Source organism: Streptomyces sp. SID13666, from assembly GCF_010548325.1.
Classification (GTDB): domain Bacteria; phylum Actinomycetota; class Actinomycetes; order Streptomycetales; family Streptomycetaceae; genus Actinacidiphila; species Actinacidiphila fildesensis.
Map to the genome: position 1 here is coordinate 77,265 of NZ_JAAGLX010000031.1, position 15,933 is coordinate 93,197.

17 protein-coding genes and 1 pseudogene are annotated in these 15,933 nt (G+C 70.4%); 14 read left to right on the forward strand and 4 right to left on the reverse strand.

All coding sequences use genetic code 11. From position 1 onward, the window contains the following. Positions 1-27: 27 nt before the first annotated feature. Positions 28-1,611 (reverse strand): chitinase, encoded by a 1,584-nt coding sequence (locus G3I60_RS30745; protein WP_164608028.1) that lies wholly within the window; start codon positions 1,609-1,611, stop codon positions 28-30. Between the two features lie 213 nt (positions 1,612-1,824). Between G3I60_RS30745 and G3I60_RS30750 the strand changes: the two genes are divergently transcribed. The 11 genes and pseudogenes from G3I60_RS30750 to G3I60_RS30800 all read left to right on the forward strand — a co-directional run bounded on the left by G3I60_RS30750 (position 1,825) and on the right by G3I60_RS30800 (position 11,016). Further along, positions 1,825-2,766, forward strand: coding sequence for a hypothetical protein (locus G3I60_RS30750; RefSeq protein ID WP_239070448.1), 942 nt, complete (start codon positions 1,825-1,827; stop codon positions 2,764-2,766). A gap of 12 nt (positions 2,767-2,778) precedes the next feature. Beyond that, positions 2,779-3,495, forward strand: coding sequence for a Flp pilus assembly protein CpaB (gene cpaB / locus G3I60_RS30755; protein ID WP_138352135.1), 717 nt, complete (start codon positions 2,779-2,781; stop codon positions 3,493-3,495). Beyond that, positions 3,492-5,060: an AAA family ATPase gene (locus tag G3I60_RS30760; RefSeq protein WP_164295368.1), complete on the forward strand. Its 1,569-nt coding sequence runs from the start codon at positions 3,492-3,494 to the stop codon at positions 5,058-5,060. Before cpaB ends, G3I60_RS30760 begins: the two co-directional genes overlap by 4 nt. Then, positions 5,057-5,443, forward strand: coding sequence for a TadE/TadG family type IV pilus assembly protein (locus G3I60_RS30765; protein WP_164295367.1), 387 nt, complete (start codon positions 5,057-5,059; stop codon positions 5,441-5,443). Before G3I60_RS30760 ends, G3I60_RS30765 begins: the two co-directional genes overlap by 4 nt. Beyond that, on the forward strand, positions 5,440-6,777 hold the full coding sequence (locus G3I60_RS30770) for a CpaF family protein (RefSeq protein WP_138352132.1): 1,338 nt from the start codon (positions 5,440-5,442) through the stop codon (positions 6,775-6,777). Before G3I60_RS30765 ends, G3I60_RS30770 begins: the two co-directional genes overlap by 4 nt. After that, the gene (locus tag G3I60_RS30775; protein ID WP_138352131.1) at positions 6,774-7,712 is read left to right on the forward strand and encodes a type II secretion system F family protein; all 939 of its coding nucleotides are present in this window, start codon (positions 6,774-6,776) and stop codon (positions 7,710-7,712) included. Before G3I60_RS30770 ends, G3I60_RS30775 begins: the two co-directional genes overlap by 4 nt. Positions 7,713-7,746: 34 nt before the next feature. Then, positions 7,747-8,640, forward strand: coding sequence for a DUF5936 domain-containing protein (locus G3I60_RS30780; protein WP_164295403.1), 894 nt, complete (start codon positions 7,747-7,749; stop codon positions 8,638-8,640). A 278-nt stretch (positions 8,641-8,918) separates the two neighbouring features. Beyond that, complete coding sequence (locus G3I60_RS30785; RefSeq protein WP_203674272.1) at positions 8,919-9,137, forward strand: hypothetical protein; 219 nt, start codon at positions 8,919-8,921, stop codon at positions 9,135-9,137. Positions 9,138-9,169: 32 nt separating this feature from the next. After that, a pseudogene (locus tag G3I60_RS30790) lies at positions 9,170-9,724 on the forward strand (pilus assembly protein TadG-related protein); the annotation flags it as partial. A 32-nt stretch (positions 9,725-9,756) separates the two neighbouring features. Next, complete coding sequence (locus tag G3I60_RS30795) at positions 9,757-10,350, forward strand: hypothetical protein (protein ID WP_239070450.1); 594 nt, start codon at positions 9,757-9,759, stop codon at positions 10,348-10,350. A 6-nt stretch (positions 10,351-10,356) separates the two neighbouring features. After that, complete coding sequence (locus G3I60_RS30800; RefSeq protein WP_164295366.1) at positions 10,357-11,016, forward strand: OmpA family protein; 660 nt, start codon at positions 10,357-10,359, stop codon at positions 11,014-11,016. A gap of 148 nt (positions 11,017-11,164) precedes the next feature. Here the strand turns inward: G3I60_RS30800 and G3I60_RS30805 are convergent, their stop codons facing one another. Then, on the reverse strand, positions 11,165-11,938 hold the full coding sequence (locus G3I60_RS30805) for an SDR family NAD(P)-dependent oxidoreductase (protein WP_164295365.1): 774 nt from the start codon (positions 11,936-11,938) through the stop codon (positions 11,165-11,167). A gap of 97 nt (positions 11,939-12,035) precedes the next feature. On the opposite strand from G3I60_RS30805, the gene G3I60_RS30810 reads away from it, so the two are divergent. Beyond that, positions 12,036-12,515: a hypothetical protein gene (locus G3I60_RS30810; protein ID WP_164608030.1), complete on the forward strand. Its 480-nt coding sequence runs from the start codon at positions 12,036-12,038 to the stop codon at positions 12,513-12,515. A 22-nt stretch (positions 12,516-12,537) separates the two neighbouring features. Here the strand turns inward: G3I60_RS30810 and G3I60_RS30815 are convergent, their stop codons facing one another. Further along, positions 12,538-12,978: a DUF192 domain-containing protein gene (locus G3I60_RS30815; RefSeq protein ID WP_164295363.1), complete on the reverse strand. Its 441-nt coding sequence runs from the start codon at positions 12,976-12,978 to the stop codon at positions 12,538-12,540. 95 nt (positions 12,979-13,073) lie between these two features. Between G3I60_RS30815 and G3I60_RS30820 the strand changes: the two genes are divergently transcribed. Continuing rightward, positions 13,074-13,817 carry an A24 family peptidase gene (locus G3I60_RS30820; RefSeq protein WP_164295362.1) on the forward strand — a complete coding sequence of 248 codons (744 nt, stop codon included), beginning with the start codon at positions 13,074-13,076 and terminating at the stop codon, positions 13,815-13,817. Positions 13,818-13,888: 71 nt separating this feature from the next. On the opposite strand, the gene mgrA is transcribed toward G3I60_RS30820, so the two are convergent. Further along, positions 13,889-14,932 carry an L-glyceraldehyde 3-phosphate reductase gene (gene mgrA, locus G3I60_RS30825; RefSeq protein WP_138352122.1) on the reverse strand — a complete coding sequence of 348 codons (1,044 nt, stop codon included), beginning with the start codon at positions 14,930-14,932 and terminating at the stop codon, positions 13,889-13,891. Positions 14,933-15,059: 127 nt separating this feature from the next. Here mgrA and G3I60_RS30830 point away from each other — a divergent pair, with 127 nt between their 5' ends. Continuing rightward, on the forward strand, positions 15,060-15,821 hold the full coding sequence (locus G3I60_RS30830; RefSeq protein ID WP_138352121.1) for an isoprenyl transferase: 762 nt from the start codon (positions 15,060-15,062) through the stop codon (positions 15,819-15,821). Positions 15,822-15,933 lie beyond the last annotated feature (112 nt).

The window sequence follows — 15,933 nt, forward strand, 5'->3', positions numbered from 1 at the left end:
TGAGTCATGCGGTGGGTGATTCAGGCGTTACGGCAGGGCGTGGACGTGGGCGCCGACCGAGTTGGACCACTGGTTGCCGTTCTTGGCGTCCCAGTTGGTCGACCAGGTCATCGCACCGCGCAGCGTCGGCCACTTGGTGGCCGGCTTGAAGGTGCCGCAGCCGGTGCCCTTGGTCAGGCAGTCGATCGCGTTGTTGACCACCGACGGGTCGACGTAGCCGGAGCCCGCGCCGCTCGTCGAGGCCGGGAGTCCGAGGCCGACCTGGGACGGGTCGAGCCCGCCCTGGATGACCGTGCAGGCCTGCGTGGTGATGAAGTCCACGGAGCCCTGCGAGTAGACGCCGCCGTCACAGCCGTTCATCGAACCGCTGTTGTAGTACTGGGTGTTGACGACGGTCAGGATGTCCTTGATCTTCAGCGCGGTGGCGAAGTAGCCGCTCGACGGGGAGAGCATGTCGATCGTCTGCGGCGCCATCGTGATGATGAGGCCGGATCCCGCCTTGCTGCTCAGGCTGCGCAGCGCCTGCGACATGTACGTGGAGTTGAGCCCGTTCTCCAGGTCGATGTCGACGCCGCTGAACCCGTACGTCTGCATCAGCGAGTAGACGCTGTTGGCGAAGTTGGTGGCGGAGGCCGAGTCGTTGATCGACACGGTGCCGTTCTGGCCGCCGATGGAGATGATGACCCGCTTGCCGGCCGCCTGCTTCGCCGCGATGTCCGCCTTGAACTGGGCGACGGAGTAGTTCAGCGCCGGGTCCAGGTTGAAGGTGACCCCGCCGGGCGTGCCGGAGGCGTCGGCGAACGAGACGGCGATGATGTCGTACTGGTTCTGCACCTGGGCGATGGTCTGGACGGTCGCGCCGTTGTTGAAGTTCTGCCAGTACCCGGTGAGGACGTGCTTGGGCAGGCTGCCGGCCGGGCCCGTGGTCGGCGGGGTGGTGGGAGGCGTGGTCGGCGGTGTCGTGGGGGGAGTCGTCGGCGGGGTGGTCGGCGGTGTCGTGGGCGGGGTCGTCGGGGGCGTGGTGGGAGTGCCGCCGGGACCGGTCAGGACGACGTCGTCCGCGAAGTACGCGGGCTGTGCGTACCAGCCGTTGAGGTAGACGGTGACCGAGGTGGTGCTCGCGCCCGTCGTGAAGTTGGTGCTCAGCTGCTGGTACGAGCCGGCGGACGGGGTCCAGGTCGACACGTCCGAGGTGCCGGTGCCGCTCGCGCCGAGGTAGACGTACGAGCCCTGCACCCAGGCGCTCAACGAGTACGCGGAGTTGGGCTTGACGCTCACGGTCTGCGAACACTTGGCGTTGTCGGAGCTGCTCGGACTGCCCTTGAGGGCCGAGGACCCACCGTGCACCGGGCTGGAGACGGCCGCACCGCTGCCCGCCGTGCACGTCCAGCCGGACAGTCCGCTCTCGAAGCCGGCGTTGCTGACGAGATTGGTGTCGGCGGCCTGCGCGGTCCCGACGTTGGCTATCGCGAAGCCTGCGGCCACGAGCGAGGCGGCTCCCACGGTGGCGAGGGCCGTACGCGCGACCTTCGGTCTCCGATAAGCATGCGATGCACGTTCCACGACTGCCTCCTGGGGGCAAGGAGTTGGGGGGTGGTGGGGAATGCGCATGAGGGTTGGGCGGCGTGCCCTGCGTGCGACCAAACTGGTCCAGACCAATGGGGTTGTCAAGACCTCTGGCCTTCACCAGTCGTTCATGGGGCGCATCCAGGCGTTTACCGATCCTGATCCGCGACTTTCCGCACTCATTCCGCTACACATCGATAGGCTGGCGCACGCGATCCGGCGGGTGAACGGTCCTTGCGCGGGACAGGAGGGCTGCGGATGTCGAGCGTCATAACGGTCACAGCGGACGATCTCGCGCTTCCGCTCGAGCAGCATGTCGCGCGCATCTCCGCGGCGCTCGACGCCTACGGGCACCTCATCGCCCTCGCCTCGCCCGATCCCGCCGACCCCGGCCGGCGCCGGCTGCACACCGTGCGTGCCGCGCTGGAAGCGGACCGGATGGCGATCGTCCCCGTCGATCTGCCGCCGCTCGCCGCCGCGCTGCTCGGGGAGCAGCTGCGCCAGCTGGCCGGCACCGACCTGGGGCCAGGCGTGCTCGCGGGCGCCGCCCGGCTGCTCTCGTACTACCTGTACTCCGGCGCCCTGCTCGGCTCGGTCAGCAAGCTCGACCGGGTGCCGGTCACCGTCGGCAAGCACTTCAAGTCCCTGGTCCCCGGGCGGCATTTCGCCGTCATGGCGCACCCGGAGCCGGGGCTGACCGAGGCCGGTCCCGACGCCGTCCCGCCGGGTCCCGGCTTCCTCACCCAGCTCGCGGTCGCCGGGCACGGCCTCGACGCCGGCTGGGTCACCGGCCCGCTCGCCGCCGCCTGGCGCACCCAGCACATCCGCGAGGTGCCGCTGCCGGAAGGATCGGCGCGGTGGTGGGGCACCGGCCGGCTCGTCGAGTTCACCGCGTACATCGCGGACATCGGCATCCTGTACCAACTGGTCACGTCGGTCCGCCGGGACACCTGCCCGTGGTGCGGCCTTGAGGTGATCGGCGACCAGTGCCTGTTCTGCTCGACGCGGCTCGGCGACCGTGCCGACCCCGCCGCCGACCGCTCCGACCGTACGCAGCAGGTCGCGGCCCAGGAGCAGCCGTTACGCCGGCCGCAGCAGCAGCGCCCGCCGCAGTACCAGCCGCAGCACCAGCGGCAGGAACCGCCGTCGCGGGAGCTGCCCACCCCCAACCGCCCCCAGCTCGAACCCCATAAGCGATAGGTCTGCCTGCCGATGAATTCACGTCAGCGACGCGGTGTCGTCCTCCTGGTGGTCTCCGTGCTGTGCGCGGTGGCGGCCTTCGCGGGAGTCGTCACGGTCATCGGCAACGCACGGTCGGAGGTCGGCCCGAAGGTCACCGCCTACCAGCTGACCAAGGACGTGCCGGCCTACACGGCGGTGACGTCCGGGCAGTTGGAGAAGGTCCGGATACCGGAGAAGTGGCTTCCCGACACCGCCGTGCGCGACCTCGCCTCCGTCCAGGGGATGGTCGCGGCGATCCCGCTGAAACGCGGCTCGCTGCTGGAGTCCGGCATGGTCGCGGCCAGGCCGGTGCTCCAGTCCGGCCAGATGGAGATCGCCATCATGATCGACGCGGAGACCGGCGTCGCCGGGAAGATCACCCCGGGGTCGAAGGTCAACATCTTCGCCACCTTCGCGGGCAAGAAGGACACCGACCCCGATGTCTCGAAGATCATCGTCACCGGGGCGCGGGTCATCGACGTCGGCGAGATCAAGGCGTTCGACAAGAGCCAGGACTCCCAGCGGCAGGCCGCCCAGGGCGTGCCGATCACGTTCGCGCTCGACGCGGCCGACGCCCAGCGCGTCGCGTTCTCCGAGTCCTTCGCGCGTCACGTCCGGCTGGCGCTGATCGCCCCGGGCGACGACAGCGCCCCGGCCGCGGTCGACCGCACGTACACCCTGGCGGGGGACACGGGAGGCAAGAGGTGATCGTGAGGATCCTGTCCGGCACCGGTGACCCGGATGCCGCCCGCGCACTGGCCGGTCTGCTGCACCAGCTGCCCGGCGCGGAACCGGGCCCCGCACTGCCCGACTCCACGCTGCTGCTCGACACCCTCGCCCGGGCCGCCGAGGCGGGGATAGACGAGCTGCCCGAGGTCGTCATCGTGCACGACGGCATCACCCCGATGCCCGCGCTGGAACTGATACGGGAGGTCGCGCTCCGCTTCCCGGCCGTCGGCGTCGTCCTGCTCACCGCCGACCCGAGCCCGGCCGTGCTCTCCGCCGCTATGGACTCCGGAGCGCGCGGCGTCATCGGGCTGCCGCTGTCGTACGACGAGTTGGGCGCCCGCGTCGAGGCGGCCGCCGCCTGGGCCGGCGGGGTCCGCCGCCACCTCAGCCCGCAGCGCGCGCTGCCCGCCGTGGCCGGCGGCACCCTCGTCGCCGTCGCCGGTGCGAAGGGCGGCGTCGGCACCACCGTCACCGCCATCCAGCTCGCACTGGCCGCGCACGCCGCCGGCCGGTCCACCGCCCTCGTCGACCTGGACCTGCAGGGCGGCGACATCGCCTCGTACCTGGACGTCCAGTTCCGCCGCTCGATGGCCGACCTGGCCGACATCGCCGACATCTCGTCGCGCGTCCTGCACGACGCGATGTACGTCCACGAGTCCGGGCCCGCCCTGCTGCTCGCCCCGGGCGAGGGCGAACGCGGCGAGGACGTCACGGACCGATCGGTGCGGCTGGTCCTGCACGCACTCCGGCAGCGGTACGAAGTGGTCGTCGTCGACTGCGGCACCCAGCTGACCACGGCCAACGCCGTGGCCGTCGAGACCGCCGACACGGCGCTGCTGGTCACCACCCCGGACGTCGTCGCGGTCCGCGCGGCCAAGCGCATGGTCCGGATGTGGGACCGGCTGCAGATCCGCAAACCGCAGGACACCACGACCGTCGTCAACCGCTACACGCGCGGCACCGAGATCCAGCCGTCCCTCGTCGCCCGCATCACCGGCACCAAGGTCGCGGCCTCCGTCGTGCCCGCCGCGTTCAAGGAACTCCAGTCCGTCATCGACGCCGGACGCCTCCACGACCTCGACAACCGCTCCACCGTGAAGCAGGGCCTGTGGGCGCTGGCGGCCGAACTCGGCCTCGCCGTCGGCGGCCACGCGCTGCCCAAGGCGGCCCGGCGCGGCAGGCGCAGCCTGCGCGACGACCGGGGCCAGGTGATCCTGGAGACCCTCGGCATGACGCCGATCATCCTCATCACCCTGATCCTGGTCTGGCAGGCGGTGCTCGCGGGCTACACGTTCACGCTCGCCGGCCACGCGGCGGACGAGGCGGCGCGGGCGGCGGCGGTGGGCACGGACGCGGACGCGGTGACGGCGGCACAGCGGGACCTGCCGGGCGCGTGGAACGGCACCACGACCGTCGACCGGGGCGACGGCAAGGTCACCGTCACCGTCAACCTCCAGGTCCCCGTCCTGTTCCCGGGCGCGATCGACTTCCCGCTGACGGTGCACGGCCACGCGTCCACGGTGGACGAGGAGACGAAGCGATGACCGGGCGCAGAGCGCGTGCGTGGCGTGAACGCGGTTCGGCGTCCCTGGAGTTCCTGGGCGTCCTGCCGATCCTGCTGCTCATCGCCCTCGCCGGGATCCAGCTCGGCTTCGTCGCGTACGCCGCCAACCAGGCCGGCACGGCCGCTCGTACCGCCGCCCGCACCGCTGCGCTGCGCGCCCCGCACCCGGACGCGGGGGAAGCGGGCCGCAACGCGGTGAGCGACTGGCTGCGGGACGGCACCGTCATCTCGCCCGCCTCCGATGACGGCGACTCCGTCACCATGACCGCCACCATCAACATCCCGTCCGTCATCCCCGGCGTGAGCATCTTCGGTCCGGTGCGGCGCAGCGCGACCATGCCGAAAGAAGACACCACGCCATGAGCCTGCGCGCCCGCCTCGCCGTCACGGAGGAGGCCACCCCCCAGACCCAAGAGGGCCACATGGTGGCCGTCTACCGCACCAAGTTGCTCCAGGAGATCGACCTCGCCGAGATGTCGGCGCTCGCCACCGCCGAGCGGCGGGCCCGGCTGGAACGGGTACTCGGGCACATCATCAGCCGCGAGGGTCCGGTGCTGTCGACGAAGGAGCGCGCGGGCATCATCCGCCGCGTCGTGGACGAGGCGCTCGGCCTCGGCGTCCTCGAACCGCTCCTCGAAGACCCGACCATCACCGAGATCATGGTCAACGGACCGGACAAGATCTACGTCGAGCGGGGCGGCCGGGTCGAGCAGGTGGCCGTCCGCTTCTCGTCCGCCGAGCAGCTGCTGCAGACCATCGAACGCATCGTCTCGACCGTCAACCGCCGGGTCGACGAGTCCAATCCGATGGTCGACGCGCGCCTGCCGAGCGGTGAGCGCGTCAACGTCATCATCCCGCCGCTGTCGCTGAGCGGCCCGACGCTCACCATCCGCCGCTTCCCGCGCGCCTACACCCTGCAGGAGCTGATAGCCCTCGGCACCCTCGACGAGCACATGCTGATGCTGCTCTCCTCGCTGGTCCGCGCGAAGTGCAACATCATCGTCAGCGGGGGCACCGGCTCCGGCAAGACGACGCTGCTCAACGCGCTGTCCGGGCTGATCCCGGAGGGCGAGCGCATCATCACCGTCGAGGATGCCGCCGAACTGCAGCTGCAGCAGGACCACGTCATCCGGCTGGAGACCCGGCCGCCGAACGTCGAGGGCGAGGGCCGCATCACCATCCGCGACCTCGTACGCAACTCCCTGCGTATGCGGCCCGACCGCATCATCGTCGGTGAGGTCCGCGGCGGCGAGACCCTCGACATGCTCCAGGCGATGTCCACCGGCCACGACGGCTCGCTCGCCACCGTCCACGCCAACTCGGCCGAGGACGCGGTGCTGCGCCTGCAGACGCTGGCCTCGATGAGCGAGGTCAAGATCCCCTTCGAGGCGCTGCGCGACCAGATCAACAGTGCGGTGGACGTGCTCGTGCAGCTCACCCGGCATGTCGACGGCACCCGCCGCATCGTCGAGATCGCCATGCTCTCCTCCCGCGGCCGTGACGTCTTCCGGCTCACCAGCGCCACCCGCTTCCGCGCCGAGCCGCTCGGTGCGGACCGCATCGTGCGCGGCTGGTACGAGCACCACCCGCTGCCCCGCGAGCTGGCGGAGCGCCTGTACCTGGCTGGTGAACACGTCCCGGCCGCCTTCGGCGTCGGCTCCAGCGAACTGGAACTCGACATCCGGGAGGCCAAGTGAGCGACCAGCTCCCGCTGATCGTCATCGGAGCCACCCTGCTCGCCCTGACGCTGGGTGTCTGGGGCCTGCACGCCTGGTCCGGCGGGCGCGCCGAACGCGCCGCCCTCGTCGAACGCCTCGCGGGCGAGCTGGGGTCGGGCGCCGGGCGGCATGTCCCCTTCGCCGCCCTGGACCGCCGGGTGCGCGCCACCGGCTGGGGCCGCCGGCTCGCCGGCCGCCTCGCGGCCACCGGCACCGACCTCACCCCCGGCCAGTTCACCGCGGCGGCCGTCGGCCTGGTCGGCGGCGCCTGGCTCGTCGCCGACGTCGTCCTCGCCCCGTTCTTCGGGCCGATCGCCGGGATCCTCGCGTTCTGGTCCGCGTACTCCTTCCTGGAGTGGCGCCGCCGCGTCCGCACCGAACGCTTCATCGCCCAACTGCCCGAACTGGCCCGCGTCCTGGCCAACGCCACCCAGGCCGGCCTCGCGCTGCGCACCGCGGTCGGCATGGCGGCGGACGAGCTGGAGGCGCCGGCGGGCGAGGAGCTCAAGAAGGTCGCCGACGCGATGGCGATGGGCCACTCCGTCGAGGACGCGCTGGCCGAACTCCAGGAACGCCTGCCCAGCCGCGAGCTCATCGTCCTGGTCTCCACCCTCGTCCTGTCGAGCCGCGCGGGCGGCTCCGTCGTCGAGTCGCTCCGCAACCTGACGGTCACGCTGGAGGAGCGCAAGGAGACCCGACGGGAGATCCGCACCCAGATGTCGCAGGTCACGGTCACCGCGTACGCCGTCCCCGTCATCGGCATCGGCTCGCTGTTCCTGCTGAACCAGATCATGCCGGGCTCGCTGAGCGCGATGACCGGCTCCAACCTCGGGCGCATCTGCGTGCTGATCTCGCTGGGCCTGTACGTGGTGGGCTTCTGGATGATCCGCCGGATGTCCCGGATCGACGTCTGAATCAATTGATGAAAGGGGTGAGTTGCTCATGGTGATGATCGGCCTCGGGCTGGCCCTCGCCCTGGCACTGTGCGCGGTCGGCGTCGTCCACGCGATCGCCCTCCTGCGCTCCGACGCCAAGCTCCCCGACGACCTGATGCTCGCCCTGGAAGTAGGCCGCACCCGAACCACCCGCACCGGCAACGCCGTCGACCAACTCGGTATGCGCTGGTCCCCGATGGTGATGCGCTGGATGGGCCCCGCCCGCGTCGCCAAAATGCGCATGAAGATCGACCACGCGGGTCACCCGCACGGGTTGACGGTGGAACGGTATGCGGCGCGGCGGGCGGTGTACGGGGCGCTGGGCGGGCTGGCGGCCTTCGCTCTCCTCACGAGCGGCCATTGGTTCCTGGCGCTGATCCTGGTCGGCTACGCATGGGGCTGGGCCGACCTCGGCCTCTGGCTCGCGGTCCGCAAACGCCGCGACGACATCGAGCGCACCCTCCCCGACTTCCTGGACGTGCTGGCGGTGGTGGTGAGCGCGGGTCTCGGCTTCCGTCAGGCACTGGAGCGCGTCAACACGGTCTACAAGGGCCCGTGGTCGGACGAGATCCGCATTGCGCTGCGGCAGATGGATGTCGGGGTGAGCCGTCGCGACGCTTTCGACCAGCTCCGGAAGCGCAACAGGAGCGATCAGGTGAGCCAGTTCGTGAGCACGCTGCAACAGGGCGAGGAATTGGGCGCGCCCATTGCACGGACGCTGCTGCAGATCGCCCAGGACATGCGGCGGACCGAGGCGCAGAACGCACGGAGGCGGGCGGCGCGGACGGTGCCGAGGGCGACCGGGGTGATCACCATGCTGCTGGTGCCCGCGACGATGATCCTGCTGATCACCGGCACGATCATGGGCTCTCAGATCAACTTCGGCAATCTCCTGGGGAATGGGTGATTCCGCGCATGAGGTATGTACGGAACCGCCATATTGGATGCGCCAGTTGGCGCGTAAAGGGCTGCGGTTGCTCGGGGTTCGGGTGTACCTTTGCAGACGCAACCATATTTGCACCTGCAATCAAGAACGGATCGCTACGGACCGGACCGGTGAGAGGCGGTGCGCCGTGATAGGTGACGTCGAGTTCGGCGGCCGTAGCGAGCGTGGGAACGAGAGACCGGCCGTCGCATCGGGCGTGGTTGGCGTTCATCAGGTGACAAAGGATGGGGCGATCAGACATGAGCAGGTGGGCAGTGAAGCGGCTCGTGGTCACGCAGATCTGGATGCGCGAGAAGCTGAGCAGCGACCGGGGACAGACGTCGTTCGAGTACCTCGGGATCGCCGTCGTGATCGCAGTGATCATCGGCGTGCTGGCCGGGACGACGGACATCGGCACGAAGGTCAAGAACGGGATCACAGGAATGATCGACAAGGTCATCGCGGGCAACGGAAAGTAGCACTCGCCGGTTGCGACGACGGACAGACGCTCGGTCTGTACATCGTCGCGGTGGCGGCGCTGTTCTTTCTCGCATTCGCGTTCTTTGCTGTCGGTCAGGCCTCCGTCGTTCGAAACAGTGCACAGACCGCGGCTGATGCTTCGGCGTTGGCGGCTGCGCGCAGTGCTCGCGACGACGTCAAGGACGCCTTCAACAAGGCGCTGATCGAAGGCGATCTCTCCCAGCTAGGCGATCTCCTCGCGGGCGCCGGCATGAACGGTGCCGGTGCCTGCGAGGCCGCCGCGACCATGGCTGTCGCAAATCATGCCGACCGTCAGATCTGTGACCGGACGGATGATCCCCCCGGCTACACCGTCGGCGTTCGGACGCAGGGAACCGTCGGCAAGTCCGTAATCGACGGCACTGAGAACAAGCACGCCTTGGCGAACGCCACAGCTGTCGTCGAACCCCGTTGCACCGTGCGCCAAAAGGACGGCAAGGCGATCAAGTTCTCCTGCAACGGCGGTGAGGACGTGAGCGTCGATCCGACAGCGAACGGGTTCCGATTGGACCTTTCGCTGTTCTTCACCGTGCATCTGAGCAAGTGATGGTCGATCGAGAAATGAAGGAACGGGGAGCAATGAGCGACCAGTACAGGCCGATGGTCCGGCGGGCCTCAGCGGTGGTGGCACTCACGGCCGGCGTTGCCCTTGCCCTGGCGGGCTGTGGTGGGGGCGGTGGCGACAAACAACCGGACAGCAAGCCTTCGTCCAAGTCCGCCTCCAGCGGGGGTACTGCCAGCAAGGGCGGCTCGTCCCCGTCCGCCGATGCGACCCAGGTATTGGCCCAGGTCAAGGGCGAGAAGGGAATCGAGGTCACCATCAACTCGGTTGTCCGGGACGCGGGTGGATTTCTCACCGTGCAGGGGTCGGTTACGAACAACGGCACGGAGGTCTTCAACGCCGACATGTGGGTTGGTTCGGAGACCGCGGTCAGCAGATCCGGTGCCTCGGTCGCCGGCGCGGTCCTCGTCGACCAAGCGGGAAAGAAGCGCTATTACGTTCTCCGGGATACGGAGGGCAAGTGCCTGTGCACGATGGGTCTGCTCAGTATTCAGCCCAAGGAGACCCGTCCCATCTTCGCGCAGTTCCCCGCCCCACCCACCGGTACCACCTCCGTGGAGTTCCAGCTCCCCACCATGCCGCCCGCCAAGATCCAGATTTCGGAGGGGTGAGCGATCATGCCCGGTACCAAGCGACGTGCCGCCGGTGCGGCCGTGCTCACGCTTTCGGTTGTCACGATCACGTTCGCCGGGCCCGTCGGGATCGCGCGGGCGGATGGGGGGCCGTCGGCTTCGCCTTCTACGGTGGCGCCTTCGGCGCCGGTGAAGGTCGATCCGACGTCGCCGCGGCTGAAGTTGCCGGAAGGGGCGACGCTGGCGCCGGCGAAGGTGCTGGACATCGTGGCGGTCACGGACCAGTCGTCGACGAGCGCGAGTCAGCCGGAGCAGCGGCATGAGGAGTCCAACTCCTCGATCACGTACGCGCTGCAGTCGGAGGTGCTGTTCGAGATCGACAGCGCGGTGCTGTCGCCGGCCGCGGCGGCGCGGATCAAGGCCATTGCGGGCGACATCAACGCAAAGAAGGTTTCGTCACCCATCCGGGTCTTCGGGTTCACCGACAACCTGGGCAGCAGCGAGCACGGGGACGTGTTGTCGAAGCAACGCGCCGACGCCGTCTACAAAGTTTTGGCCCAGGCGCTCGGATCCGCCGGTGGCGCAAGCCACAGTTTCCAGGTGCGCGGCTACGGCGAGGACTATCCCATTGCTGACAATTCATCCGAAGCGGGACGCCGTCAGAACCGCCGGGTGGAGATTACGTTCACACCGTCCGCCGCGTGAGGTGCTGAGCACGCGCTCATAAGCGGTACGGTGTAACTCCCCCCCTCGGGCCGGTTCGCTCTCCCCCCCTGCGAACCGGCCCGTTTTTTGTTGCCCTCATCCGGGCGCCCGCCGCACCCGCACCCGCACCCGCACCCGCGCCGGAGCCTCAGAGCCGGCAGCCGGCCGTCGCGTCGACGATCTGGCCGGTGATCCAGCGGGCGTCGTCGGAGGCGAGGAAGGCGACGGGGGCGGCGATGTCGTCGGGGAGGCCGACGCGGCCGAGTGCGGTGTCCGCGGCGACCAGCTCCTGCGCTTCCGGGTTGCCGCGCAGCCAGAAGGCGTTGGCGTCGGTGTCGACCGTGGCGGGGGCCACCGTGTTGACGGTGATGTTGCGCGGGCCGAGGTGCTTGGCGAGGGTGTGGCCGAGGACGTCGAGCGCGCCCTTCGTCATGCCGTACGCGATCGTCTCGGGAAGCGCGATGCGCGTGACGGCGGAGCTGATGTTGATGATGCGGCCGCCGTCGCGGAGCAGTGGCAGCACGCGCTGGACAAGGAAGAACGGCGCGCGCACATTGACGGCGAAGAGCCGTTCGAAGCGCTCCGGTGACTCCGCCTCGATCGGCCCGCCGGCGGCGTTGATCGCGGCGTTGTTGACGAGGATGTCCAAGCGGGGTGCCTGGCCGGTGTGTTCGCGCAGCCCGCGTTCGAGGGCGTGCACCAACGTGTCCACGTCGCCCTCGACACCCAGCTCGGCCTGCAGGGCGAAGGCCCGGCCCCCGGCCGTCAGGATGCCGTCGACCGTCTCCTTGGCCGCGGTCTCGTTGCTGCCGTAGTGGACCGCGACAAGGGCGCCGTCCGCCGCGAGGCGCCGGGCGATCGCGCGCCCGATGCCACGCGAGGCTCCGGTCACCAGTGCCGTCTTGCCGGTCAGATCTCCCATGGCGGGCTCCTTGTCAGGGTGGGCGCTGTGCGGTGGGGCGACCTTCGCGCGGCGTGCTGACCGGCTGCGCACCGCGCGCTGACCCTAGATTGGCGCCATGCGGGAAAAGGGGATTATTCGGTATGTAGCGGGCGTGGTCGGCGCGGCCGCCGTGCTGAGCGCGTGCTCCGCCGGTGAAGGAGCGCCCGAGGGGTGGAAGGTGATGCGCGGCGGCTCGGTGGCCGTAGCGCATCCGAAGGCGTGGGAGGAAACGCGGCCCGCAGGGAAGAGCACCGCCGGCGCGCAGGCTTCCGCCGTGCTCCGCGGCGCGGGCGGCCGCGCGGTCGGCGAGATCACCGTGTGGCCCGGCGGCGCCACCCGGCGGGGCGCCCGCGCACACGCCATGACGATCGACGGCCGGCCCGCGCAGCAGCTGCGGTACGTGGAACGGGCGGCGGACGGCAGCAGCAACCGGGCTGTCGAGATCACCACGACCGACAGCCACGGCCGCCCGGTCCTCGTCCGCGTCACCGGACCCGACGTCGACGGCTGGCCCGATGAACTGCGGCAGATCGTCAACAGCATCGACGTCAGCTGAGGTCAGCTGAGGTCAGCGGACGTCAGCCGGCATCGATCTCCACCCGCACCCCGCGCCGCAGCCCCCAGCGCTCCATCGCGCCCGCCTCCGCCTCCAGCACATGCCGCGCGCGCAGCCGGGGCCGCCCCAGGCGGCCGGGCGGCATGGTGCGCACCGCCAGGACGCGCAGCCGGCGGTCCAGATAGGCGACGTCGATCGCGAAGCGCATCCGTACGGTGTGCACGCTCGTCGCGGGTGTGAGCAGGAGCGCCCCCGTCAGTCCGTCCCGCCCGAGCAGTCCCCGGGTCCTGGCCCGGTAGGACGCGGCGATCTCCAGCGGTACGGGCGGGAGCGGCTCCCGGCCCGTGCCGTCAGCTGATTCCCGGGCCTCTCCCGCCTCTCCCGCCGCCACCGCTTCCGGCGCGGTGAGCCGCAACGTTCCGCCGCCGTCCTGCCACCGGACCGTCCGACCCGTCCGACCCATCCGTCCCGCACCTCCGTGTAGCCTCGGCCCCCGAAACCCTGCAGGGCCGCGCCTCCCGCGCCGTGCCGAATCCGTCCCGCACGGGAGGACCCCGGATGTCTGTCTACCTCACCGCAGTCGCCGCCGTCTGGGGAATCGTGGCGGGCCTCGCGTTGCCGCGCGCCATCCACCGGCTCGCGGTCGCGTCCGGGGAACCGGTGCGCGCGGACGACGAGGACGGCCTGCCGTACCCCCCGGGCCCGCGCGGCTGGATCGGCGGGAGCAGTGGGAACAGCGGGAGCAGCGATAACGGTGGGACGGGCACACGGCAGCGCCCGTACGGCACCGTGCTCCTCTGCGTCACGGCCTGCGCCGCGCTCGCCGCGCTCGTGGGGGCGCGTCCCGAACTGGTGGTGTGGCTGCTGCTCGTGCCGCTCGGCGTGCTGCTGGCCCGCATCGACCTGGCCGTCTTCCGGCTCCCCGACGTCCTGACCCTCCCCGCGCTGGCCGGCACGGCCGCCCTGCTGGGCGGCGCCGCCCTGCTGCCGGGGCACGAGGGCTCCTGGCCGCGGGCGTTGCTCGGCGGGGTCGTCCTCGGGGCCGTCTACTTCCTGCTGTTCCTCATCAACCCGGCCGGCATGGGCTTCGGCGACGTGAAGCTCGCCCCGACGCTCGGCCTCGCCCTCGGCTGGTACGGCTGGCCGGTGCTCTTCGCGGGCACGTTCGCGGGGTTCGTCCTCGGCGCCGTCGCCGGGCTCGTGCTGCTGGCCACCCGCCGGGCGAACCGTAAGACGCCCCTGCCCTTCGGGCCGTTCATGCTGATCGGCGCGCTGGGCGGAGTGCTGCTGGCGACCGCCTGACCACCACCGGCACCACCCCGCCCGACGCAAAGCAACGCGCCGCGAAGGAACGCGCCGCGACGACGTCAGTCCTACGCCTCGCTGCTCACCGACCAGAGGTTCACGCCCTCCGGCTCCACCGCGTACTGGTCGATCTCCGCCAGCTCCTCCGTCGTGAGCTTCGGCGCGCCGACCGCCGCCACGTTGGCCTCCAGCTGCTTGACCGACGACGCGCCGATGAGCGCCGAGGTGACGCGCTCGTCGCGCAGCACCCAGCTCAGCGCGAGCTGGGCGAGGGACTGGCCGCGGCGCTGCGCGATCTCGTTGAGGGCCTGGAGCCGGGTGACCGTCTCCTTGTTGACCAGGCCCGGGTCGAGGGACTTGCCCTGGGCGGCGCGGGAGTCGTCGGGGATGCCGCCGAGGTACTTGTCCGTCAGCAGACCCTGGGCGAGCGGTACGAAGCCGATGCAGCCCATGCCCTCGTCGGCGAGGACGTCGAGCAGTCCGTCGTCCTCGATCCAGCGGTTGATCATCGAGTACGAGGGCTGGTGGATGAGCGCCGGGACGCCCAGCTCGCGCAGGATGCGGGCCGCCTCGCGGGTGCGCTCGGGGCTGTACGAGGAGATGCCGACGTAGAGCGCCTTGCCCTGCTGGACGGCGGAGGCCAGGGCGCCCATCGTCTCCTCGAGCGGGGTCTCCGGGTCGAAGCGGTGCGAGTAGAAGATGTCGACGTAGTCGAGGCCCATGCGGGACAGCGACTGGTCGAGCGAGGCGAGCAGGTACTTGCGGGAACCGGCGTCGCCGTACGGGCCCGGCCACATGTCCCAGCCGGCCTTGCTGGAGATGACCAGCTCGTCGCGGTACGGGCGGAAGTCCTGCGCCAGGATCGTCCCGAAGTTGGACTCGGCGGCGCCGTAGGGCGGGCCGTAGTTGTTGGCCAGGTCGAAGTGGGTGACGCCCAGGTCGAAGGCGCGGCGCAGGATCGCGCGCTGCGAGTCGAGGGTGCGGTCGTCACCGAAGTTGTGCCACAGGCCCAGCGAGATCGCGGGGAGCTTCAGCCCGCTGCGGCCGGTGCGGCGGTACTCCATGGAGTCGTAGCGCTCGTCGGCGGCGCGGTAGAGGGAACGGTTATTCATGCACTCTGCCTATCACGCCTCCGGGCCCCCGGATCCGAACCGGAAGCCGGGCACCCGGTTCGTGCGCTCACTGCCGCGCGCAGTACTGTGGCGATCGGGTGACGAGCGCTGGAGGGGCTGGTACGCGATGAATCTGCGCGACCTGGTGTATGGGCTGTATGCCCGCCGAGTGGAGCACCGCCTCGATCTGGCCCAGGGACCCAAGCACATCGGTGTGATCCTGGACGGCAACCGGCGCTGGGCCAAGGCCGCGGGCGGTACGACGGAGCAGGGCCACCGGGCCGGCGCCGACAAGATCGCCGAGATGCTGGGCTGGTGCGAGGAGACCGGGGTCAAGGTCGTCACGCTCTGGCTGCTGTCGACCGACAACCTGGACCGTCCCGCCGAGGAGCTCGTCCCGCTGCTGGGCATCATCGAGGGCGCGGTGAGCGGGCTGGCCGAGACCGGCCGCTGGCGCGTCCACCACGTCGGCACGATGGACATGCTGCCGGCGCGCACCCAGTCGGTGCTGAAGGAGGCCGAGCAGGCCACCCACGGCGTCGAGGGCATCCTCGTGAACGTCGCGGTCGGCTACGGCGGCCGGCAGGAGATCGCGGACGCGGTCCGCTCACTGCTGCACGAGCACGCGGGGCGCGGCACGTCCATCGAGGACCTCGCCGAGCTGCTGGACGTCGAGCACATCGCGGAGCACCTCTACACCCGCGGTCAGCCCGACCCGGACCTCGTCATCCGCACCAGCGGAGAGCAGCGGCTGTCGGGCTTCATGCTCTGGCAGAGCGCCCACTCCGAGTACTACTTCTGCGAAGTCTTCTGGCCGGCCTTCCGCAAGGTCGACTTCCTGCGCGCGCTGCGTGACTACGCGGCGCGGCACCGCCGCTACGGTTCGTAGCCGTCCGAGGCCGGCTCGACGACCACGTCCGGCCGACCGCGAGTACCCCCTCCTGCCGATCCCGGGTACCTCCCGCGGCCGACCCCGAGTGGCCGCTCCGTAGCCTCCTTCG